Here is a 20,939-nt window from a genome sequence, read left to right on the forward strand (position 1 = left end):
ACCTGTTTTATGTGTTCATCCGATACGTAAGGTAGGGTATACCCAAAATGACAGGCCTCAAGCGACGGCCCGATCAAAGTCGATGCGTTTATTCAGATCGACCTCGAACCTTCCATAAGGGTTGATGTGCGCGTAGATCAGCGGCGTCAGCCCCCGATGATCTTCTTCGGAGAGGCTGTTTTGCAGGCGCGGTTGTCGCAAGATCGACTGCACCATACGCGTATTGACATAGACCAGAGACGATTGCAGCAAATGCAACGCGTGGGCCGAGGTCTCTTGATCAGTGATACGGTTGGTTGCGATTTCTCCGCCCTTACCAAAGAAGACAAACCCGTTGGCGCTATTCCAGTTTTCAACAACATTCAGCCCCTCATTGATTTCTCGCCGGAAAGCCTCCGAACGCAGGTAACGGCATAAGAATATCGTTTTGATGGCCCGACCCAGTTCTGCCAGCGCTTTGTATGTTGGATGCATCACATCGGTGCGGGCGAAGCGTCGCAGGATCGCTTCCGGATCAGCCGTCCCGGTCTGCATGGCGGCCGCGTATTTTACCATCTCGTCATATTGCCGTTCGATTTCTTCCCAATCGATAACACCCGACAAGATAGGTAGCAGGTTCGGAAGTTGGGCCCGCATCCCGGCGTTTGGCAACGCCAACTTCTGCCGTGCAATGGCTTTCAAACGCGGCGCTAGTTCAAAACCTAAAAGATGACAGAAGGCAAAGCCCACGACGCTCTGACCATGGCTGTCCACATAATGTCGCTGGATTTCCATATCGGTGCAGTGTCGCAGGACGCCCTCGATCATGGCGGCCACCTCTGAAGAGGAACAACGTTTGAGCTGAGAATAGATGCAGGTTGTCTGGCGTTCCACATGCCAATAAATCATGACGCCGCGACCACCATAACGGGCATGCCATTCAGTCATGAGATTACGATCCCAAGCCCCAAATTTTGTAGAGTCCGACGCGCAGGCTGTGCCCGCGTCCCCCCAGACTTCCGGATTGCGGATGGCCAAAGTAGCGTTCGCAACCCGGGCACAGGCCGCCTTCAATGAAGGTGGGTCGATATACCGGCGTCGAATGTGCAAAAGCTCATCATAGCTGACCCCAGACGTGGCTGATGCGACCCGTTTGAGGCCAGCATTGGTTCCAAGGCCATAAAGGCAAAGCAGAAGTCGGCCATCTCGCGTTTCCCGTGGAAGGACCTCTCTGCTGGCCGAGGTTTGGAATTGCTCCAGAAATTTTGTTTCAAGAGCGGTTTCTTTCAAGACATCCAACAGCCCTGTCATTGGCCAGGTTCGGGAAACCTCTGACTTGAGGGCGACAAGACCTTGCGGCTCCGGCGCTGGCGCGAATGGTGTAACTCTGATCCGGTTATCGCCGCGCCAGTTCAGCCTTACACCGGCATTTTCAGAGATTGTCGCATTCAAAAGGTGTAGTTCGTCTTCGAGTTGTTTCCGGACGCCCGCAATGAACTCCTGCGCATCTTGAGGCAGGCCAAGGCCTCTAAAATAAGCGCTGCGACGCTCTTCAAAATCCTGTGGCAAGTCGTCGTCCGGGTCGCGGTATTTATCAGCCCCGACGATCCATATCTCTTTAGCCCGAATGCGCTCCCGAAGTTGGGCCAAAACACAAACCTCATAGGAGATCACATTCAGACGGCCATGGTCGTCGACAACTGTTTCCCGCCATTTTCCCGGAATGGTTCCCTTGGGCGCGCGCTCAGCGGGCATAAACCGACGCCCATCATTATTCCAGCGCACTATCAGCCGTAAGGCCTCCAGCATTGGTTGCCATGACCTATTGTTTGATCGAAATTCCAGCACTGAAAGAAGCGGCGGTAACATGCGCCGGTAGTGACTGGCATACGATCCGCGCATCACCTTTTGGATCCGCTGATCCAAACTTCCCTTGGCTTCATACTCATTGACCACCGCTTGCAATTTGGCGACACCGACAACCGGATAGATTACATCTTCAACAACACCTTTGGGTTCGCTGATAGCTGCCAAGGCAATATCTACCAACAGGCGCTCCTTGCCATGAACTGCCCCTATATCCGCTGGAATCTTCTGAACAACCTTGCGCCGTGACCGGGTGCCCATCCGATGGACAATCTCAAGCAGAAGATCAATTAGTCCGTCGATGAGTTGGGCACGCCGTTGCATGAGATAAATAGCCAAGAGGGCAAAGCGATGAGATTGCTGATGGCGACGCATCTCCGACGCTGTCTCTCCTTCAACTTGCCGCCCTATCCGTGAGATCCATCTCCGGTCAATGTGCGCAAGCAATTCGAAGGGCAAATCCAGTCGTTGTAGAAACGCCAGCTTTGTCGATGCCAGGAGAACGTTTTCCAGGGTTGCAGCACCTATATCGTCTTTCATGCGCTGGAAGCCGGTTGGGAGAAGTGGGTCAGAAAGACAGTCATTGAGCGCAGAGACGGTCCCAGATGACAAACGCTCGGAGATCTGTTGGAAAAGCGCGTCGCGAAACGCTTTTCGGGCAGAGCGTACAATCCGCTCCATAATCTTGTCAGAAGGGATGAAAACCGAATGCTGTCGTGACCAGCGATAGCCTTCGATAACCCAGTCTTCAAAACTTGCCTCACGCCCACCAAGAGTGCTTTTGAGCCAATCGCGCAAGTTCTGACGGTCGCTCTGCGTGGCCCGGTGAAATCCGAGGTGGCGCAAGATTTCCAGCTGGTGGCGCCGAACCGTATCCTTTGAGACATTGTAGGGCATCGCACCATCGAGCCCAAGCTGATCCCCGACATAATTACGTGCATCGTCGGGTATGTCGTTCAATTCTCCCGCAAAGTGTCCATGATCTCGAAAATAGAGAAGTTGCACGCCGATCCAAACCCGAGATCCCTGATGGTAGGTCTCTAAAAATTCAAAATCAGAAAACGATAGGCTCCAGATTTCTAAAAATGCCCGATCTGACATCCAACCCTCCCAAAAGGGAGCAGTCTTCGACGGTAAATATCAACCGTCAATCACAATATATGTTCATGCCTTGTTCCACACTATGCCCAAATATGCAGCTTCGGGCCAGTTAGGCCCATTTTGAGACACTGAGCGTAAAAAGACGGGTAAAGAGACACGACAAGGGGTGTTTTTGACGTCTGGCAAGGCCTGCAAGCGGTTGCCTTTTAAACGGTCGATTTTGAGACAGGCAGAGTTGGATACCCAACTCTGCAAATCGACTTGAAACGCTCCGATTGATGCAACATGCTGTTCAGCAATGGCTTTATCGTTTTGCCTGATATTTTTGTTCGCCATGCGTTCCTTGTTAACGGTATTCTACGAACAAACCTTCCGATGGGGCCTACAATGCCAAAAAGCGCGACCAGAATTGGCGTGAAGCAACACAGCGCAGCAATCACCGTGCCGACAATGCCCATTTTAAGAAGTCTGTCGTTCACTTTGGTCGCCCCTTTCACATTCTTGATTATGTCTGCGCATCCGTACGAAATTGCGCGCCGCCAGAAACACGATGCCGCTAAACGTGGCCATCAAGGCTGCAGTTAGCAAATTGGCACCCGTCAGAAATCCAGCCGTTCCGAAAAGCACGGTTCCGATCAGAGCCGCCTTTCCTGCGCAGCAGATCACGACAACTGGTGCGGCGACGATGAAGGCCAGTACGCCTCCTGTTGAGCTATCTTTCATATGCGGCTCAGGAGCCACTGTCGTTGGGCAAAAGCTCAGCTTCATAACCCGCAGAAGCCGAGGCGAACGCGATGTCATCGGCACTGGTAATGGCGTCATCAAAGGTAACCAGCGCCGTTCGCGTGCCAGCATCAGCACGCACTGTTACAACGCCACCGACCCTGCTCATCGCTGATTCAACGATATAGGGGCAGCTAGCACAGAACATGCCGGGAACCGAGAATGTCACTGTCTGCTCCGCCGCAAAGACAGGGGCGGCGGCCATAAAACCAATCAGGGCCAAGACGGAAGGGTAGAGTTTCATTGTATGTCCTTTCACAGACCAAGAATAATGGGGGCAACGACCGGCGCGATCCAATTCCAGAACAACGCGATCACGATCAGAAATGTTGATGCCCAAAGTGCAGATTTAACCAACCGGTTGGGGAGTGGCCGCGCACAAGTGTCGCCCTCTGCGCAGGCCTTGGGTTTGCGGTAAACCATCCAATAGCCGTAGCCGAGAAACCCCAGCGTGATCACGATGAAGATTGGCTTGTAGGGTTCAAGCGCAGTCAGATTGCCGATCCATGCACCAGATATGCCGAGGCTAAACAAGATCAGCGGAACAATGCAGCACGTTGAAGCGGCTAGAGCGCCAAGGATACCACCCGCCGCAATCATGCGCGCCTTGCGGCTGTCAGGATCGCTCTGGTTTAGGTCAACGTCGGTTGTGTCGGTCATGCAGGCACTCGCAATTTGGGTTTCTTGATGTAAGGTGCGGTCTGTAGCCACTACAGAAGCAAGAGGTTTTTTCGATGTCCGACTTCACGAACGTGCGAGGTTATCCAATTGGCGAAATGTCCAAGCGCACCGGCGTGAATATTGAAACGATCCGTTATTACGAGCGCATCAGTCTTATGCCGAAGCCGGATCGCACAGCAGGCGGCAACCGCCAGTACGACCACGACCAGCTCAAGCGGCTGTCATTTATCAAAACATCCCGTGAGCTTGGCTTCAGCATTGATGAAATCCGCGCACTGCTGGAAATGGTGGACCGGCAAGATTTCACATGTGGCGAGGTGCATGGCTTGACGGTTGGGCATCTCGCTTCTGTACGTGAAAAGATCAGAGGGCTGCGGAAGTTGGAGAAAGCCCTCGTTGGAATGGCGGCCGAGTGCAGCCAAGGCGACGTGCCAGACTGCCCGATCTTGGAAACGCTGTTTGAGGTGCGGTGAGTGCCGGTCGGTAGAACGGCCCCTCGAGTTTTCTGTTACCTGAGGACCTGAAGCAATATTTGCATTGACTTGCATTCAATATTTCTAATATCCATGAAATATGGAATCATTGCTTACAGATAGACTCGCAACCCTCAGCCATCCCCAGCGGATGGCCGTGTTTCGCCTGCTCATGCGGCGCTGTCCGGATGACCTTCCAGCTGGTGAAATTGCCAAAGCACTGGCGCTCAAAGCCAGCACAGCATCGGTCTACCTGTCAGCCCTGACTCAAGCGGGTCTGATCTCACAACGCCGAGACGGAACGCGATTGCTCTACGCCATCAATCTGGATGCCGCTCGCGAGGTTGTTGCGGGACTGTTCGTTGATTGTTGTCGCGGTCGGGCAGATCTTTGCCCTCCGCAATTTTCTGACCTTCTCAGGAGTATCTCTCCCATGAGTGACAAGAAGTTCAACGTCCTCTTTGTTTGCACCGGAAACTCTGCCCGCTCGATTATCGCAGAGACCATTTTGCGGGATATGGTGGGCGATAAGTTCACAGCCTATTCGGCAGGCACAGCGCATCGCTCAGAGCTGAACCCCTTTGCGGTAGAAATGCTCAAGTCGAAGGGACATGACGTGTCGCTTTTGCGGTCCAAGAACATCGAGGAGTTTCAAGGTGCCGACGCACCGCAGATGGATTTTGTCTTTACCGTCTGTGACCGTGCCGCCAATGAAGAATGCCCCACCTGGCCGGGTCAGCCCGTTTCAGGTCACTGGGGGATGTCTGACCCGGTTAAGGCTAAGGGGACGGATGCGCAAAAGCGTCTCGCGTTCCACCAGACCTACGGGGCGCTGCACAATCGGATCATCGCATTTACCGCTTTGTCGTTCGAAAATCTGAACCGTGGATCGCTGCAAAAACGTGTCGATGACATCGGCAAAGAAACAGCCAAACAGGAATAATCAGTTATGACCACCTATGCTCTCAACGGCCTCGGCCGCATCGGCAAACTTGCACTCCGCCCACTATTGGAGCGTGGCGCGAAGATCGCTTTTATCAATGATGCGGTAGGTGATCCCGCGATGCATGCACATTTACTGGAGTTCGATTCAATTCATGGGCGGTGGTCTGCGGCGTTTGAGGCAGACGAGGATTCGATCAGCATCGACGGAAAACGCATTCCTGTCACCAGCACACGCAATCTGGAAGACCTGCCGCTGGACGGCGTGGATGTGGTGATTGATTGCACCGGCGCGTTCAAGACAGAGGCCAAGCTGGCCCCGTATTTTACGGCGGGTGTAAAAAAGGTTGTCGTCTCAGCGCCGGTCAAAGACGGGCCGACGGCCAACATCGTCTATGGCGTCAATGATGACATTTACGACGGGGACATCCACCAGATTGTGACGGCGGCAAGCTGCACCACGAACTGTCTCGCGCCCGTGGTGAAAGTTCTGCTGGAAGGGATCGGCATCAAGCACGGCTCAATCACAACGATCCACGATGTGACCAACACGCAGACGATTGTGGACCGCCCCGCGAAGGACTTGCGTCGCGCGCGGTCTGCGTTAACCAACCTGATCCCGACTACAACTGGCTCTGCTACGGCGATTACGCTGATCTATCCCGAGTTGAAGGGCAAGTTGAACGGCCATGCGGTGCGGGTGCCGCTTTTGAACGCATCCATCACCGATTGCGTGTTTGAAATGGCGCGTGAAACGACTGTGGATGAAGTGAACAGCCTCTTCAAAGCCGGCGCCGAAGGCCCGTTGAAGGGTATCCTTGGATATGAAACGCGACCTCTTGTCTCCTCGGACTACACCAATGATCAGCGCAGCGGCATCATTGATGCACCGTCAACGATGGTTGTGAACGGCACCCAGCTCAAGGTCTACGCTTGGTATGACAACGAGATGGGCTATGCGCATCGCTTGGTCGATGTGGCTCTCATGGTTGGCGGCAAGCTGTGACACAGCGACCAGAACGGGCTGCAGGATTTGCTGCCTACATCACTGTGACAGCGGCTTATTGGGCGTTCATGCTGACGGATGGTGCGCTCAGAATGCTGGTCCTACTGCACTTCCACACGCTCGGCTTTTCACCGGTGCAACTGGCCTATCTGTTTGTCCTCTATGAGATCGCAGGCGTGGTGACAAACCTGTCCGCAGGATGGATCGCAGCACGGTTCGGCCTTACCGCCACGCTCTATGCCGGGCTATCCTTGCAGGTCGTGGCTCTTCTGGCACTGGCACAGCTTGATCCTGCTTGGGGCATCACCGCCTCCGTGGTGTTTGTCATGCTCGTGCAGGGGCTGTCTGGCGTGGCCAAGGATTTGGCCAAGATGAGTTCCAAAAGTGCGGTCAAAATCCTTGCCCCAATTGAAGGTGGAGGGCTGTTCCGATGGGTGGCCATTTTGACAGGATCAAAGAATGCCGTAAAAGGCAGCGGTTTTCTGTTGGGTGCGGTACTGCTGGCCGTCTTTGGGTTCGTTCCATCTGTGCTGACAATGGCGGCAATTCTGTTTGTCATCCTGATCGGTGTTGTGATCGGCATGCCAACGGGCCTGCCAGTGGGCCGCAAGGACGCCAAGTTCTCCGAAGTGTTTTCGAAGAACCGCAACATTAACTGGCTCAGTGCCGCGAGGTTGTTCCTCTTCGGAGCGCGGGACGTGTGGTTTGTCGTTGGCATCCCGATCTATTTCTATGCGGTGTTGTCGGACGGCAGCACCGAGGGAAATCGCGCCGCATTCTTTATGATCGGGACGTTCATGGCGGTCTGGACGATCCTTTACGGCATCGTCCAAGGCTGGGCACCACGTATCCTGAAAGCGTCATCGCGGACAGAGGCTGAGATACTGGTACTGGCAAAGCGTTGGGTTGGTCTGCTGATCATTGTGCCAGCCTTGCTGGCCAGTCTGGTCTGGTTGGTTCCCGAACCGTCCAATGCATTAACTACAACCATCGTGTTGGGCCTCTTGGTCTTTGGCGGCATATTTGCCGTGAACTCAGCACTGCATTCGTTTCTGATCCTCAGCTTCACGGATGCAAAACGGGTCACGATGGATGTCGGCTTTTACTATATGGCCAACGCGGCGGGCCGATTGGTTGGCACGGTCTTTTCCGGCTTCACATACCAGATCGGTGGGCTGCCCTTGTGCCTTGGCACCGCCGCCGCGATGATCGGCCTGAGTTGGCTCGGAACGTCGCAACTTAAAGCGCCAGAAAATGGTGAGGTCACCGCATGAATATTTTTGAAAAGTACCTCTCCCTGTGGATCGCACTGGCAATGGGCGCTGGCATCCTGTTGGGCAACGTTGCACCCGGTCTGATCAATGCAATTGCGGCGGCAGAGGTGGCCAGCGTCAATTTGGTTGTCGCTGTGCTAATTTGGGCAATGGTCTACCCGATGATGGTCGGCGTTGATCCCAGATCGCTGCGTGACGTGGCAAAACAACCGCGCGGATTGATGATCACTCTTGTCGTGAACTGGCTGATCAAGCCCTTTACGATGGCGGCATTAGCGGTACTGTTTTTCCAGTATGTTTTTGCGCCATGGATTCCCCCCGAAGATGCGATGCAATACATCGCCGGTTTGATCCTACTTGGGGCCGCGCCCTGCACGGCGATGGTGTTTGTTTGGTCACAACTGACGCGCGGGGATGAGACCTATACGCTTTTGCAGGTGTCAGTGAATGATCTGATTATGGTCATCGCTTTTGCGCCAATCGTGGCCTTCTTGCTGGGCGTCACCGATATCACTGTTCCTTGGTCGACACTGTTTCTGTCGGTCTTACTGTTCATCGCTCTGCCACTTGTCGCTGGGTTGGTGACACGTCAGCGCCTTGGGTCAGAGGCGGCAATCAAGACGTTTCAGACGCGGGTGAAACCCTATTCAGTTGTGGGTTTGATTGTTACCGTCATGATCCTTTTTGGGCTTCAAGGCCAAGTGATCGTATCCAACCCGTTCATCATCGTGCTGATCGCCGTACCTATTATCCTGCAAAGCTACGGTATTTTTGCGATTGCCTATGCAGCGGCGTTCGCATTGAAGGTGCCGCACCGCATCGCCGCGCCTTGCGCCTTGATTGGGACGTCGAATTTCTTTGAATTGGCCGTGGCCGTCGCGATCAGCCTGTTTGGGCTGAACTCCGGTGCTGCTCTCGCAACTGTTGTGGGGGTTCTGGTCGAAGTGCCTGTTATGCTGACGCTGGTCGCATTTGCCAATCGCACACGGGCTCGGTTTGCCCCCTGACAAGGGCAACGTATCGGGAGAGCCCAAAAATGGAGGACATTCAGAAATGACCCAAAAACCTTGTTACGGAACGATGTTTCCTGAGACCTTAGGTGGCGGTGCGGAAAACGGCACTGTGACTGGCAAAGTGTTTGGATATGATACCACCCCGCGTGGGTTGGCCGGGCCAAAGCGCACACCAAATGTGGATTCGAAAGAGTGGGAGAATTGCTTGCGATGCGAGACCTTCGACAGCTGCTACAAACTATCATCAGCCAAATTTGCGCTGCTCGCGGCAATCGACGGTCCGATCCAGACCTGATCAGTGGCCCTGGTTCTTGAGGGCTAGATTTTGCAGCGATCAGGCCATTTGCCGCTTGGCAGAAAAACGCCTTATGCTGACAACATAGGCTTGAAGGGAAAACCAGATGCCAATGAACCGCCGTAGCTTTATAACTTCTGCATCAGTGGCTACCGGTTTTGGATTTCCCTCGATTGCCGCGTCAGATGAACCGGTTCGGTTTGGCCTGACCCCGGTCTTCCTGACCAATGACCAGTTGCTGGTGGATGGCTTGCGGACCTATCTGGCGAATGCAATGTCGCGCCCGGTGGAGCTTGTATTTCGAAGGACCTATGAAGAGATCACAGCGCTTCTGGTTGCTGGCGATTTGGACGCCGCTTGGATTTGTGGGTATCCCTATCTTCGAAACGAGGACAAGCTTGCCCTCCTTTCCGTGCCGGTTTGGAACCAGAAACCCTTGTACCAGTCATATCTGATTGCAGGCACGGATCGCGATGCCTCCGATCTTTCTCAACTCAAAGGCGATGTTCATGCCTATTCCGATCCAGATTCTAACTCTGGATACATTGTGACCCAGAGTGAGCTTGTTGCGCGCGACGAGGATCGGAACAGTTTTTTCGAGAAGACTTTTTTCACCTATGGGCACCGAAATGTGCTGCGGGCAGTGGCGTCTGGGCTCGCCCAGTCGGGCAGCATAGATGGGTATGTCTGGGAAGCGGTATCCGCGACCGAACCAGATCTGGCGGCAAAAACGAAAGTCGTCTGGAAGTCCGAATGGTTTGGTTTTCCTCCGATTGCCTGCCAACGCAGTCAATTGCCGACAGAGATTGTGCAATCCTTGCAGGCGGCCTTGATTAATATGTCGAACACCGCTGATGGCATGACAATTTTGGGTATGCTGCAATTGGACGGGTTCACCGTGGGAGCCGAAAACCTGTTTGATGATATCCGCCGTCGTATAGAGGTTTTGGATGCAGCAATCTGAGTATCATTGGGCACGGCCGCAATCCTGGCCGCTCACTGTTCGTGTGCCGTTGATCGCGGCCCTTCTTTTGATCTTTGTTGCGGTTATTGCCTCAGAGCGGGTCCTCAGTCGTTTTTCCAACATTCAGGATGAAAACCTGCGCGGCGTGGCGTCTGTCTATCTTGACAGTGTTTCTATTGCACTTGAGCCATTTATCTTGCGACAGGACATCTGGGGCACGTTTGACACCGTTGATCGGGCCCGCAACGCCGCGGGTGATCTGCCGGTTCTTGCTCTTGTGGCAACTGATAGCGATGATCAGATCATTGCCGCAGATGATCCGGTGCGGTTCCCGACTGGGACCATGGCACCCTCGGATTTGACTGCAGCACCTGGCATCAGGGATTTATCACTCAAATACACCGAAACAACAGTCTGGACGCAAAAGGACGTGGTCTATCAAGGGCAGCTTATCGGGCACGTTGTAACGGAAATTGACGTCGATAATTATCTGGCACAACGCCGGGACGCTCTTTGGTCGCTGATCATCGGAAACGCACTTGCAACAATTCTTCTGGCGGGTGCCGGATATTTTCTCATCAGCCGGATGATGCGGCAGGTTCAAGTGCTCTCGCAATTCATGGGCAGTCACGAAGGCGATGGCCTCGAGGAGATCCCACACTCTGCATTTCCTGCAAAACGAACTGAATTCGCAACATTGTTTGAGCGGTACAATAAACTGGTAAGGGCTGAGGGGGAACGCCGGGACATCGCTCAGCGCTTGTCGGATCAGGCTCAACTTGTCAGTCTAGGCCGCCTTTCTTCCACTCTCGCCCACGAAATAAACAATCCACTTGGTGGTTTGTTGAACGCGGTTGATACGTTGCGAAAATTCAAAGACAGGCCGGATGTCGTCGAAGCCTCAACAGAATTATTGTATCGAGGTCTAAATAACCTGCGTGACGTCTCGAAGGCGACTTTGGATTTTGGACGATCAAATGTGCAGGACCATCCGCTTTCAAAAGTAGATATTGATGACCTACGGTTGCTCATCGAACCGGAGCTCGTCCGTAGGAAACAGACGCTCGATCTGACAATTGGCGTAGACGATGAAACGCTTCGGGTGCTTCCAGGCGCTCAAGTGCAGCAGATCGTCCTCAATCTTTTGTTGAACGGGTCAGCGGCTGCTGGGGAGGGAGGTGTGATTGGTCTTAATGTGACCAACGAGGAAGAAACGTTAAGAATTGACGTGAGCGATGGTGGTCCCGGACTATCTGAATCCGCGCGTCTCAGACTGACGGTTGGCTCCACATCCAGAAACGGAGCAGGCGTAGGTTTGCGGTCAGTGCGCGAAATCACGCAGGGATTAGGGGGTGGTATCGACGTGGCCGATTTGCCCGAGTGCGGAACCAAGATTACAATTAGGTTTCCCTTGCGACCAAAAGGCGGATCCGAGACGTGATCCTAGCAAATAGACATATTGCTTTGGTCGAAGATGATGAAATCATGGGCGGGTCGATCGCTCAACGCCTCGAACTTGAAGGCGCTCACGTCATTTGGATGAAGACAAAGACGGTGGCCCTCGGCGCAATCCGTACACCGTATAAAAAGTTTGATGCGGTCGTGTGCGATATCAAGTTGCCAGATGGGACTGGCGAGGACTTGTATATGGCGCTGTGCGATCACTCTGTGCCACCGCCATTTTTGTTTGTCACCGGTCATGGAGGCGTCGATCAGGCCGTTCGTCTCATTCACGCAGGTGCCGCTGATTACCTGACCAAGCCGTTCAACATGGATCAGTTCTTGGCGCGGCTGTCTGGGATGATAACCGCAGACCAATCAGAAATCGGTAACAGTCCGTTCGGGGTTTCACGTCAAGCAATTGAATTGCAAGCAGCGTTAACGCGCGCTTCTTCAAATGATCGCCCAGTTCTGATCAAGGGCAATCGGGGGACTGGCAAAGGGTTAGCAGCTCGAACGATTCATAAGTTGTCTGACCGCAATGGTGGGCCGTTTCTTGGTGTAGATCTCAGTCGCCTTACCCCTTCAGACCAGATGAATATCCTCTTTGGCGATGCCGCCGAGCGTCCTGCACTAACGCGCGCAACACATGACGGCACATTGTATATTTCAATGATCTCTCATGCCACTGACACTGTTCAAAACCTGCTGCACGAATGGCTCCTGTCAGAGCCAACGACCAGATTGATCTGCGGGATTAACCCTGACTTGAAGCCTAGCCAACCTGATCACGAGGTGCGCCTCGATTTGTTGCAGCGTCTGAGTGCGGTCGAAATCTGCATTCCACCACTTAATAGCAGGCCAGATGACATTCTTTGGCTCATGCGGCGGTTTTATGATGGGTTTAATGCGCGCCGCGAGAAAAAGCTGAAAGGCCTGTCCGTTCGATGCGAAGAAGCCGCAGTCAGTTACGCGTGGCCGGGAAATGGAAGAGAGCTTCGCAGCAGGATGGAACGGGCCGTGTCACAGGCGCAAGGCGAAGTTCTGTTCCCGCTAGATCTTTTCCCAGGTGCCCAGGACGATACGGCTGTTCCGCGCGCGCTGTCTGACGTTCGGGATGGCGCTGAGCGCGCCGCAATTTTGGCAGCACTTGAGCAAACAAATCAGCACATCCTTGAGGCTGCAAAGCTGCTTTCAATCTCGCGGACAACGCTCTGGGAAAAAATGAAGAAGCTCGGAATCAAGAGCGACCACTAGATAATAACCACCTAGCTGGAGTAGATCGCAGAGTACCCCAGTTTATGTTCGAGAATCCGAACGCCCCAAAAAACCGTTTTCAAACATATGGTTACAAAGGCCTCCTTCGATGAAGTGCGGTGACAGCTGGCTGCGGTGATTTGTTAGACTGTTGCCAAAGGCTTTCAGGGAGGAACCGAAAATGAAATGTAGCAAACTCGTCGACGCAGGTCGTCGCCAGTTTTTGCGCGGCGGTGCCGTTGCAGGGGTTGGTGCAGCGGCCACAATGATGACCGGAGTGCAGGCGCAAGCCGCAACGCCCGGTGCGCAACTCGACTACCCATCAACCAAATTGGCCAACATTGCAGATCTTGCCATCAATGATCCGGTCGATATCGAATTCCCGGATGCGGACAGCCCCGGCATTTTGCTCAAGATGGGCGAAGCCGTCGAAGGCGGCGTTGGTCCCGATGGAGACATTGTCGCCTATTCCGTACTCTGCCCTCATAAGGGATGGTATCTCAACTACAACGGCGAAGATCGCACTCTCAATTGTCCCGGCCATTTTTCGCGCTTTGACGCCGAAGTGGGGGGCCAGCAAGTTTGGGGTCATGCGACCCAGAACTTACCACAATTTACGCTGCGCGTTGATGACAGCGGTGACATTTACGCCGAAGGCGCAAGCGACCTGATTTTCGGTCGCCCGTCAAACGTGTTGTAAGGGAGGACATAGACAATGACGTATAAAAGACAAATAGACCGGCTTCCCATTCCACCAAAGGACGCCAAGGTACACAACGTGACATGCCACTACTGCATCGTTGGATGTGGCTATAAGGCATACACGTGGGATCGCAACAAGCAGGGTACGATGCAGGACAACGCATTGGGCATCGACTTAAGCGAACAGCAAGGTGCTGACGGCGTTTGGATCGCACCTTCGATGTACAACATCGTCAAACAGGACGGCAAAGACGTGCATTTGGCGGTTATTCCTGATGAGGACTGCGTTGTGAATTCGGGTCTTGGCTCGATTCGCGGCGCACGTATGGCAGAAAATCGCCCCTCTACGGTGACCGGCACACAGCAACAGCGTCTGTCCGACCCTCTGATGTGGCGCAACGGTGTTCATCAGCCTACCAGCTGGGACGACGCCCTTGATCTTGTGGCGCAGGTTACAGCGCGCGTCGTGACCGAAGGATCTGAAGATGATCTGGTTGTTTCCATGTTTGACCACGGCGGGTCTGCTGGTGGTTATGAAAACACATGGGGCACGGGCAAGCTTTACTTTGAATCGATGAAGGTGAAAAACTGCCGCATCCACAACCGCCCTGCGTATAACTCCGAAGTGCACTCTACGCGCGACATGGGCATCGGTGAGTTGAGCTATCAGTACAAAGACTATGAACTGACCGATACGATCTTCATGGTCGGTGCAAATTCTTTGGAAACGCAAACCAACCTGTTCCTGAACCACATGGTTCCTGGCATGCGGAACGGTGCGCGGTTCATCATGGTTGATCCCCGCCGTTCGGTAACGGTCAATGCAGCTGAAGAAGTCGCTGGTAAAGAAAACGTTCTGCATTTGGCGATCAAACCCGGCTCTGACATGGCTCTGTTCAATGCGATCTTTACCGAGATTGTATCAAAAGGTTGGGTCGACACGGACTTTATCGCCAACTCGACCTTCCAAGAGGGCGTCGCCGTTGCAGAAGATGAGGCGCATCCTGCCGCACTGGGTAGCTTGGAAGAAGCGATGAAGGCGACAAACATGTCGTTGGCGGAGGCTGCAGAAATTTGCGGCGTTTCGGCTGAAGATATTGCCAAGGCCGCTGCGTGGATTGCGGAACCCAAAGACGGTGAGCGCCGCAAATGCGTAACCGCCTATGAGAAAGGGATCATCTGGGGCAATGATAACTATCGCACCATCGGCGCGTTGGTAAACATCGCCTTGGCGACGGGTAACGTTGGCCGTGAAGGTGGCGGGATTTGTCGTCTTGGTGGACACCAAGAAGGGTACTACCGTCCATCCGACGGCCACGTTGGTCGCCCGGCAGAATATGTCGATCAGCTTTTGATCAATGGCGGCGGCAAGGTCCACCACATCTGGGCAACAGACCACTACAAAACCACACTGAACGCATCTCAGTTCAAGCGCGTGCACAAAAAGCGCTCTGACATGGTCAAAGACGCCATGGACGCTGCAGCAGGGGGAAGCCGTGCGGATTTGGTCGACGCAATCGTCGGGGCGGTCAATGCGGGTGGCCTGTTTGTTGTTGATGTGGACATCATCCACAGCCAGATCGGTGCAAACGCACATGTTGTCTTGGCCGCGTGTGAAGCCAGCGAGATGAACCTGACGTCGATGAACGGTGAACGTCGCTTGCGCCTGTCTGAAAAATACATGGATCCATTTGGCAACTCTCGCCCTGACTGCCTCATTGCAGCTGCCGTTGCACAGAATATGGAACGTGTTCTGACTGACATGGGCAACGCTGACTATGCCGCGCAGTTCAAAGGGTATGATTGGGAAACCGAAGAAGATGCCTTTATGGACGGCTATCATCAGGGCAATCCTGATGTGACCTACGACCGTTTGCGTGCGATGGGGAACAATGGTGTTCTTGAACCGGTTGTTGGCTTTGAGGACGGCAAGCTGATCGGAACTGAGCGGGAATATTCGGACGGCAAGTTCACCCGGCACGGTCGCGAAGATCAAAAGGCTCTGTTCTGCGCTGCTGGATGGCGGGGCTGGCAAGCTGCTGGCAAAGCCGAGGAAGAAGCCAAGTATGAGTTCTGGATCAACAACGTGCGTGCCAACATCTTTTGGCAAAGCCAGTTCCTAGATCAAGACAATGACTTTATCCAAGACCGCTTCCCGTATCCATTCATTGAAATGAACGCCGACGATATGGCCGGTTTGGGTATATCCGCCGGTGATTTGATCGAGATTTCAAACACAAATGGCGCAACACAGGGCATGGCCTATCCAGTGGAGACAGCCAAACCTGGTCAGGTCGCGATGGTGTTCGGCTCGCCTGCGGGCAGCCAAGGCAATGTGGTGAGCCCAGGTGTGAATGAACTGGTTCTGCCAGACTACAAACACACATGGGGCAATATTCGCAAGCTTGCGAATGCAACACCTCGCTCCAAAGCTGTTTCCTTCAAGTCTAAGGAATACACTGCCTGAGTTGTTTAATAAGCCGAAAGAGATGGGCGGCAATCTTGCCGCCCTTTTCCTGTTGAGGGACCAATATGACGCTAGATGACATATTTCGCCGCCGATCCGTGTCCCCACGACGGCTTATCGAGCCTGGCCCGAGTCTTGAGCAAGTGAGGACAATGATTGACGCGGCTTGCGCAGCACCGGATCACCGCCGGTTGCGGCCATGGCGTTTCATTCTGATCAGAAATGATCAACGGACGTTGCTCGCAAACTTATTCGAAGCTGCTGCCTGCGAAACGCACAATACACTCAGCGAGGAGCAAACTGAGAGAGCCCGTGAAAAAGCCTTTAATGGAGCCTGTCTGATCGCCGTGGTTGGTGCGATCCGCGACAATGTTCCGGACACGCCGCCCCATGAGCAGTGGGTGTCAGTAGGGGCAGCGGTGCAGAACATCTTGCTGACCGCGACATCGTTTGGGTTTGGGTCGATGATTGTTAGCGGGGATAAGGTAAAGACCCGCGCACTTCAGAAAGGCCTTGGGCTCAGCGTCATAGAACAGCTTTTGGGATTTGTCGCGGTTGGCACTGTGTCACAACTTCTGCCAGTGCCAGAAAGGCCAATAGTGGAAAATGTCCTGTCGGTTTGGCCACCAGAAGAAACGGGTATGTTGACATGAAGAAAACCGGGGCAAAATCTGCAGTAGACTCATGTAGTGTGGACGAACGCACAGGGACACGAGAATTGATTTCCTTGGCCTTCGCGGTTGAACAGAGCCTAGCGCTTGCCAGTCCGGTGAACATTTCAGAACTCGTCGGATTGGAAGATGCCATTGGGCGGGTGCTGGCGGAGGACTTGGTGGCACCTTTTCCCCTTCCACCATTCGATAACTCTGCCATGGACGGTTATTGGCCCACTTCCGGTTCTCGCATCCTTGGCCAGTGCTGATGATAGTCGTCTATGACAATTGGATGGCTGTGGGTTCTGCCATCCTGCACATGCGGATGATCACTTGGAAGATCATCATGTGAATGCTGCACTGACCCGCTATCCTCTTGCGGCCACAAAGCAACCCCACTGACCAATCCAACACCCGCGAGCAATGCCAGAGCTGCAAATGCTGTCGTTGGCCCGGCTACGGTGATCAGCCACCCTGCCAGCGGATATGTGACAAGCCAGCAGGCATGTGACAGCGCAAACTGTGCGGCATAGACGGCGGGTCTGTCTTCAGCGTGTGCGGATCGTTTTAGCAGTCGCCCCGATGGGGTCAGCACGGCGGAATATCCGACCCCGATGATCAACCAACCTGCGAGAAGCGGGAGCCACTGTGTATTGTAAATGAGCGACATCAGAGACAGACACAAAAGAGCAACGACCAATACCACAGCTCCGCCGATCATCACGGGGCGATCAGGGCGATTATCCAGAAGACGGGGCAGCAGCAGAGCTGCAAGCATTGATCCGCCACCGAAAGCACCAAGGGCGATGGCCACCTGCGTGTCGCCAAAGCCAAGATCGGCGCGGACCAGAACCACAGTGTTCACCAACACCATCGCTCCCGCTGCCGCTGCGGCGAGGTTGAGCGACAAGAGCCCCCGCAGGCGCGGAGTGGCGAGGTATATACGCATCCCCCGTGTGGTGCGGTCATAGATACCCCTTGGCGCTGTAGGTTGCGGACTGGGCAGCAGGACCGAGACCACAAGCAAGGCCGACCCGAGAAAACCGATCACGGTGCCGACAAACAATGCGTGATAGCTGAGGAAGGTCAGCAAAATCGCGGCCAACATCGGGCTGATGATGTTTTCTAGGTCATAGGCCAGCCGCGAAAGTGACAAGGCGCGAGTGTATCGGTCTTCCTCTGGCAAGATGTCGGGGATTGTCGCCTGAAACGTCGGCGTAAACGCGGCAGAGGCGGATTGTAGCACGAAAATCAGAATGTAGGCCTGCCAGACCTCGGTCACAAAGGGCAGGCAAAGCGCCACTGCGGCCCGGATCAGATCGAGGCTGACCAGCATGGTCCTTCGTGGCCAGCGGTTGGCGAAAGCTCCGGCGATGGGGGCAATACCGACATAGGCCACCATCTTGATCGTGAAGATCGTGCCCAGAACAAGACCGGCGCGTTCGCCGGACAGTTCATACGCCAAAAGCCCCAGTGCAATGGTGGCCAGCCCCGTGCCAAGCAGTGCCACGATTTGCGCGAGGAACAAATGACGATAGGTGCGGTCAGTCAGGACGGAGAGCATGCGTTGTTCCTCACAGATATTTGGTGATCGCCTTGAACTCAGCGGCGACTGGGGAGTCGCTGGAGCCGGTCAGGGCGCTATCGAGGCAATGGTCGATATGGTCTTGAATCAACGTGCGTTTGGCCTGCTGGATCGCCTTCTCTACGGCATGCAATTGCTGCGCGATATCGGTGCAGGGCTGTGCGTCTTCAATCATCTTGATGACACTCAACAGATGCCCGTTGGCACGTTTCAGCCGCTTGACGATTTCGGGGTGGGTTGCATGAGCAGCATGTTTTGTCATATGAAAGATCTAATCCCCTAGGGGGGATGAAGCAAGTGGGCCAAGACCCTCAGAAACGAGCAGATGAGACGGCAGATAAAAAGCTATCTTGGAGTTATACTGACCATCGCTTTGGCGGTGGGCATGATCGCGTCGTTCAACTCCCGCATGGTTTCTCACGACATAACCAACCTTCCTCTGATTGTTGCAGACCAACATACTGAGATCGAGGAACATGGCCATGCGCACGACGAAGTAGTCAGTGTGATGGATGCTTATCATGGCCACGCCCATGATGTAGCAGACCACGATCATAACATCGCATTCCTGCAGCCTCGCACGCCATTGGGTATGGTGTTGCCGACGCGAACAAACTGGGCATTAGCCCATTATGCGATGCCGGATCGTAGGGCGTTCGATCTGGACCGACCTCCGCGCGTGTGATGCTGCGCCCTTCGGGCGCTGTCATCCCACACTTTCACAAAGCGGAAAATCATAATGGTACACAACCGATCCTACGGGTCGGGGGTCTGGTCGCATCCAATGCGGCAACCCCTGATCCTCATGGCAATGGTCCTGTTGGCGCTCGTCGCCTTTGCGACCACGGCCTATGCCCACGCCGTCACCGCAGGTGACAAGGGCTATATCCAGGAGATCAGCGGCATGAAGCTGATCCCCTTCATGTATCTGGGGGCCAAACACATGGTCACCGGCTACGACCATCTGCTGTTCCTGTTTGGCGTCGTCTTCTTCCTTTACAAGATGAAGCACGTCGGCATCTACGTCAGCTTGTTCGCCATCGGTCACTCCACGACGATGCTGGCCGGGGTCTACTTTGGCTGGAACTTCAGTTCCTATCTCATCGATGCCATCATCGGACTGTCGGTGGTCTACAAAGCGCTCGACAATCTTGGGGCCTATCAGCGCTGGTTTGGGGTCCAACCCGACACCAAGGCAGCGACCCTGATCTTTGGCTTCTTCCACGGATTGGGATTGGCGACCAAGCTGCTTGAATATGACATCGCACCGAATGGTTTGATCCCCAACCTGCTGGCTTTCAACGTCGGCGTCGAGATTGGTCAATTGATCGCTTTGGCGATGATCCTGATCGTCATGGGCTATTGGCGCAAGACAACCAGCTTCTGGAAACATGCCTACACCGCAAACGTCGTGATGATGTCTGCCGGGTTCATTCTGATTGGATATCAGATGACCGGCTACTTCGTCGCTTGAACATTTTGGAGAATAAAAAAATGCACAACGGAAACAAACCAAACCCCGACGAGCTGCCAACCTCAGCGCAGCTTATCAAATCTACGATCCTGGCTGCCGTCGCGGCGGTCGCGATCCTCGTCACGGTCGTCCTGCCCTCGGAATACGGGATTGATCCTACTGGCATAGGTCAGGCTGTTGGCCTGGCAGAGATGGGCGATATCAAAGTACAGCTTGCCGAAGAGGCCGAAGCCGACCGCCTGCTGGAGCTTCAGAACACCGGTGCCGTCGAAGAACAGTCAAGCCTTGGCGGCGGGTTCTTCAGCTTCTTTGTCGGGGCTGCCCATGCTCAGACTGCTGAACCAGAATGGACAGATCAATACAGCGTCACGCTGACCCCCGGCGAAGGGATCGAGGTCAAGCTGGTCATGGAAGAAGGCGCGGAGACCGAATTCCTCTGGGTTGCTGAAAATGGCGTGGTCAATTTTGACCTGCACGGGGATGGCGGTGGTAATAACATCAGCTATGCAAAAGGCCGTGCGGTTGAGGAAGAAGAGGGTGTCCTGACAGCAGCCTTCACTGGCAATCATGGCTGGTTCTGGCGGAATCGCGATGGGCAGGACGTTACCGTCACGCTCTATGTCAGGGGCGACTACAGCGAGATGAAGCTGCCATAAAATATGTCGATGGCCCCTGCGTAAGATCGTGGGGGCCACGGCCTTCTGTCGTTCCAGAGCAACTGCAAACTAGCGGTGAGCACAGAGGATCTGACAGTCTTAGCAAAGCATTGCATATCGCAAGATTGATTGTATTTTGCTTAAATTTAACATAAGTATCATTATCAGTATTTTATCAGGTGGTAAAATTTTACCAACACATTTGCTTCTTAGCCACCTCGCTATCATAGAACTGCTGCCGGATTCACGTCGCGTTATTCGTGATAAAAGCTCCCTGCCCCATCTAGAGCTCCTGCGAATTAGGTTTTGGGCCGCAAGCAAAGTACGA

At 54.1% G+C, this 20,939-nt stretch carries 23 protein-coding genes and 1 pseudogene; 16 read left to right on the forward strand and 8 right to left on the reverse strand.

Annotated features, from left to right (window positions below):
- Positions 1-57: 57 nt before the first annotated feature.
- From ACVBAU_RS17365 to ACVBAU_RS17390, 6 genes and pseudogenes are all read right to left on the reverse strand, one after another.
- Entirely contained in the window at positions 58-2,946 is a 2,889-nt protein-coding gene (locus tag ACVBAU_RS17365; RefSeq protein WP_448329551.1) for a Tn3 family transposase, read from the reverse strand.
- A gap of 63 nt (positions 2,947-3,009) precedes the next feature.
- Positions 3,010-3,282 carry a hypothetical protein gene (locus ACVBAU_RS17370; RefSeq protein WP_448329609.1) on the reverse strand — a complete coding sequence of 91 codons (273 nt, stop codon included), beginning with the start codon at positions 3,280-3,282 and terminating at the stop codon, positions 3,010-3,012.
- Positions 3,283-3,326: 44 nt separating this feature from the next.
- Positions 3,327-3,404, reverse strand: a pseudogene (locus tag ACVBAU_RS17375) (mercury resistance system transport protein MerF); the annotation flags it as partial.
- Position 3,405: 1 nt separating this feature from the next.
- Positions 3,406-3,669, reverse strand: a complete 264-nt coding sequence (locus tag ACVBAU_RS17380) for a hypothetical protein (RefSeq protein WP_448329553.1) — start codon at positions 3,667-3,669, stop codon at positions 3,406-3,408.
- Between the two features lie 7 nt (positions 3,670-3,676).
- Positions 3,677-3,973 carry a cation transporter gene (locus ACVBAU_RS17385; protein ID WP_448329555.1) on the reverse strand — a complete coding sequence of 99 codons (297 nt, stop codon included), beginning with the start codon at positions 3,971-3,973 and terminating at the stop codon, positions 3,677-3,679.
- 11 nt (positions 3,974-3,984) lie between these two features.
- The gene (locus ACVBAU_RS17390) at positions 3,985-4,389 is read right to left on the reverse strand and encodes a mercuric transporter MerT family protein (protein WP_448329556.1); all 405 of its coding nucleotides are present in this window, start codon (positions 4,387-4,389) and stop codon (positions 3,985-3,987) included.
- A gap of 74 nt (positions 4,390-4,463) precedes the next feature.
- Between ACVBAU_RS17390 and ACVBAU_RS17395 the strand changes: the two genes are divergently transcribed.
- The 13 genes from ACVBAU_RS17395 (at position 4,464) to ACVBAU_RS17455 (ending at position 17,165) form a co-directional block, all read left to right on the forward strand.
- Positions 4,464-4,883, forward strand: a complete 420-nt coding sequence (locus tag ACVBAU_RS17395) for a MerR family transcriptional regulator (protein WP_448329558.1) — start codon at positions 4,464-4,466, stop codon at positions 4,881-4,883.
- Positions 4,884-4,983: 100 nt separating this feature from the next.
- A complete protein-coding gene (locus tag ACVBAU_RS17400) occupies positions 4,984-5,826 on the forward strand; it encodes an arsenate reductase/protein-tyrosine-phosphatase family protein (protein ID WP_448329559.1) in 843 nt (280 codons plus the stop codon).
- A 6-nt stretch (positions 5,827-5,832) separates the two neighbouring features.
- Positions 5,833-6,831 (forward strand): ArsJ-associated glyceraldehyde-3-phosphate dehydrogenase, encoded by a 999-nt coding sequence (locus ACVBAU_RS17405; RefSeq protein ID WP_448329560.1) that lies wholly within the window; start codon positions 5,833-5,835, stop codon positions 6,829-6,831.
- Positions 6,828-8,105 (forward strand): organoarsenical effux MFS transporter ArsJ, encoded by a 1,278-nt coding sequence (arsJ, locus tag ACVBAU_RS17410; RefSeq protein WP_448329562.1) that lies wholly within the window; start codon positions 6,828-6,830, stop codon positions 8,103-8,105. The genes ACVBAU_RS17405 and arsJ overlap by 4 nt, the downstream gene beginning before the upstream one ends.
- On the forward strand, positions 8,102-9,112 hold the full coding sequence (arsB, locus tag ACVBAU_RS17415) for an ACR3 family arsenite efflux transporter (RefSeq protein ID WP_448329564.1): 1,011 nt from the start codon (positions 8,102-8,104) through the stop codon (positions 9,110-9,112). The genes arsJ and arsB overlap by 4 nt, the downstream gene beginning before the upstream one ends.
- Before the next feature lie 46 nt (positions 9,113-9,158).
- Positions 9,159-9,413: a hypothetical protein gene (locus ACVBAU_RS17420; RefSeq protein ID WP_448329566.1), complete on the forward strand. Its 255-nt coding sequence runs from the start codon at positions 9,159-9,161 to the stop codon at positions 9,411-9,413.
- Between the two features lie 106 nt (positions 9,414-9,519).
- Positions 9,520-10,377: a substrate-binding domain-containing protein gene (locus tag ACVBAU_RS17425; RefSeq protein ID WP_448329567.1), complete on the forward strand. Its 858-nt coding sequence runs from the start codon at positions 9,520-9,522 to the stop codon at positions 10,375-10,377.
- Entirely contained in the window at positions 10,364-11,818 is a 1,455-nt protein-coding gene (locus tag ACVBAU_RS17430) for a sensor histidine kinase (RefSeq protein WP_448329570.1), read from the forward strand. Before ACVBAU_RS17425 ends, ACVBAU_RS17430 begins: the two co-directional genes overlap by 14 nt.
- Positions 11,815-13,074 carry a sigma-54-dependent transcriptional regulator gene (locus tag ACVBAU_RS17435; protein ID WP_448329572.1) on the forward strand — a complete coding sequence of 420 codons (1,260 nt, stop codon included), beginning with the start codon at positions 11,815-11,817 and terminating at the stop codon, positions 13,072-13,074. The genes ACVBAU_RS17430 and ACVBAU_RS17435 overlap by 4 nt, the downstream gene beginning before the upstream one ends.
- A gap of 181 nt (positions 13,075-13,255) precedes the next feature.
- Entirely contained in the window at positions 13,256-13,774 is a 519-nt protein-coding gene (locus ACVBAU_RS17440) for an arsenate reductase (azurin) small subunit (protein ID WP_448329574.1), read from the forward strand.
- Positions 13,775-13,789: 15 nt separating this feature from the next.
- Positions 13,790-16,243: an arsenate reductase (azurin) large subunit gene (locus ACVBAU_RS17445; protein ID WP_448329576.1), complete on the forward strand. Its 2,454-nt coding sequence runs from the start codon at positions 13,790-13,792 to the stop codon at positions 16,241-16,243.
- Between the two features lie 65 nt (positions 16,244-16,308).
- A complete protein-coding gene (locus ACVBAU_RS17450) occupies positions 16,309-16,896 on the forward strand; it encodes a nitroreductase family protein (protein WP_448329579.1) in 588 nt (195 codons plus the stop codon).
- Complete coding sequence (locus ACVBAU_RS17455; RefSeq protein ID WP_448329580.1) at positions 16,893-17,165, forward strand: hypothetical protein; 273 nt, start codon at positions 16,893-16,895, stop codon at positions 17,163-17,165. Before ACVBAU_RS17450 ends, ACVBAU_RS17455 begins: the two co-directional genes overlap by 4 nt.
- Here the strand turns inward: ACVBAU_RS17455 and ACVBAU_RS17460 are convergent.
- Together ACVBAU_RS17460 and ACVBAU_RS17465 are read right to left on the reverse strand one after the other, a co-directional pair.
- Positions 17,123-18,460 carry an MFS transporter gene (locus ACVBAU_RS17460; RefSeq protein WP_448329582.1) on the reverse strand — a complete coding sequence of 446 codons (1,338 nt, stop codon included), beginning with the start codon at positions 18,458-18,460 and terminating at the stop codon, positions 17,123-17,125. The two genes, ACVBAU_RS17455 and ACVBAU_RS17460, sit on opposite strands and share 43 nt — an antisense overlap.
- Before the next feature lie 10 nt (positions 18,461-18,470).
- Positions 18,471-18,743 (reverse strand): metal-sensing transcriptional repressor, encoded by a 273-nt coding sequence (locus ACVBAU_RS17465; protein ID WP_448329584.1) that lies wholly within the window; start codon positions 18,741-18,743, stop codon positions 18,471-18,473.
- A gap of 63 nt (positions 18,744-18,806) precedes the next feature.
- On the opposite strand from ACVBAU_RS17465, the gene ACVBAU_RS17470 reads away from it, so the two are divergent.
- The 3 genes from ACVBAU_RS17470 (at position 18,807) to ACVBAU_RS17480 (ending at position 20,611) form a co-directional block, all read left to right on the forward strand.
- On the forward strand, positions 18,807-19,166 hold the full coding sequence (locus ACVBAU_RS17470) for a hypothetical protein (protein ID WP_448329586.1): 360 nt from the start codon (positions 18,807-18,809) through the stop codon (positions 19,164-19,166).
- Positions 19,167-19,286: 120 nt separating this feature from the next.
- Positions 19,287-19,955 (forward strand): HupE/UreJ family protein, encoded by a 669-nt coding sequence (locus tag ACVBAU_RS17475; RefSeq protein WP_448329607.1) that lies wholly within the window; start codon positions 19,287-19,289, stop codon positions 19,953-19,955.
- 20 nt (positions 19,956-19,975) lie between these two features.
- Entirely contained in the window at positions 19,976-20,611 is a 636-nt protein-coding gene (locus ACVBAU_RS17480; protein ID WP_448329588.1) for a transmembrane anchor protein, read from the forward strand.
- Positions 20,612-20,939: the final 328 nt, after the last annotated feature.

The organism is Sulfitobacter sp. M13 (genome assembly GCF_053474885.1).

Coding starts and splice junctions, on each gene's coding strand:
- ACVBAU_RS17365 (WP_448329551.1), bottom strand. CDS start 2,946: ATGTCAGATCGGGCATTTTTAGAAATCTGGAGCCTATCGTTTTCTGAT.
- ACVBAU_RS17370 (WP_448329609.1), bottom strand. CDS start 3,282: ATGGCGAACAAAAATATCAGGCAAAACGATAAAGCCATTGCTGAACAG.
- ACVBAU_RS17380 (WP_448329553.1), bottom strand. CDS start 3,669: ATGAAAGATAGCTCAACAGGAGGCGTACTGGCCTTCATCGTCGCCGCA.
- ACVBAU_RS17385 (WP_448329555.1), bottom strand. CDS start 3,973: ATGAAACTCTACCCTTCCGTCTTGGCCCTGATTGGTTTTATGGCCGCC.
- ACVBAU_RS17390 (WP_448329556.1), bottom strand. CDS start 4,389: ATGACCGACACAACCGACGTTGACCTAAACCAGAGCGATCCTGACAGC.
- ACVBAU_RS17395 (WP_448329558.1), top strand. CDS start 4,464: ATGTCCGACTTCACGAACGTGCGAGGTTATCCAATTGGCGAAATGTCC.
- ACVBAU_RS17400 (WP_448329559.1), top strand. CDS start 4,984: ATGGAATCATTGCTTACAGATAGACTCGCAACCCTCAGCCATCCCCAG.
- ACVBAU_RS17405 (WP_448329560.1), top strand. CDS start 5,833: ATGACCACCTATGCTCTCAACGGCCTCGGCCGCATCGGCAAACTTGCA.
- arsB (WP_448329564.1), top strand. CDS start 8,102: ATGAATATTTTTGAAAAGTACCTCTCCCTGTGGATCGCACTGGCAATG.
- ACVBAU_RS17420 (WP_448329566.1), top strand. CDS start 9,159: ATGACCCAAAAACCTTGTTACGGAACGATGTTTCCTGAGACCTTAGGT.
- ACVBAU_RS17425 (WP_448329567.1), top strand. CDS start 9,520: ATGCCAATGAACCGCCGTAGCTTTATAACTTCTGCATCAGTGGCTACC.
- ACVBAU_RS17430 (WP_448329570.1), top strand. CDS start 10,364: ATGCAGCAATCTGAGTATCATTGGGCACGGCCGCAATCCTGGCCGCTC.
- ACVBAU_RS17440 (WP_448329574.1), top strand. CDS start 13,256: ATGAAATGTAGCAAACTCGTCGACGCAGGTCGTCGCCAGTTTTTGCGC.
- ACVBAU_RS17445 (WP_448329576.1), top strand. CDS start 13,790: ATGACGTATAAAAGACAAATAGACCGGCTTCCCATTCCACCAAAGGAC.
- ACVBAU_RS17450 (WP_448329579.1), top strand. CDS start 16,309: ATGACGCTAGATGACATATTTCGCCGCCGATCCGTGTCCCCACGACGG.
- ACVBAU_RS17455 (WP_448329580.1), top strand. CDS start 16,893: ATGAAGAAAACCGGGGCAAAATCTGCAGTAGACTCATGTAGTGTGGAC.
- ACVBAU_RS17460 (WP_448329582.1), bottom strand. CDS start 18,460: ATGCTCTCCGTCCTGACTGACCGCACCTATCGTCATTTGTTCCTCGCG.
- ACVBAU_RS17465 (WP_448329584.1), bottom strand. CDS start 18,743: ATGACAAAACATGCTGCTCATGCAACCCACCCCGAAATCGTCAAGCGG.
- ACVBAU_RS17470 (WP_448329586.1), top strand. CDS start 18,807: ATGAGACGGCAGATAAAAAGCTATCTTGGAGTTATACTGACCATCGCT.
- ACVBAU_RS17475 (WP_448329607.1), top strand. CDS start 19,287: ATGGCAATGGTCCTGTTGGCGCTCGTCGCCTTTGCGACCACGGCCTAT.
- ACVBAU_RS17480 (WP_448329588.1), top strand. CDS start 19,976: ATGCACAACGGAAACAAACCAAACCCCGACGAGCTGCCAACCTCAGCG.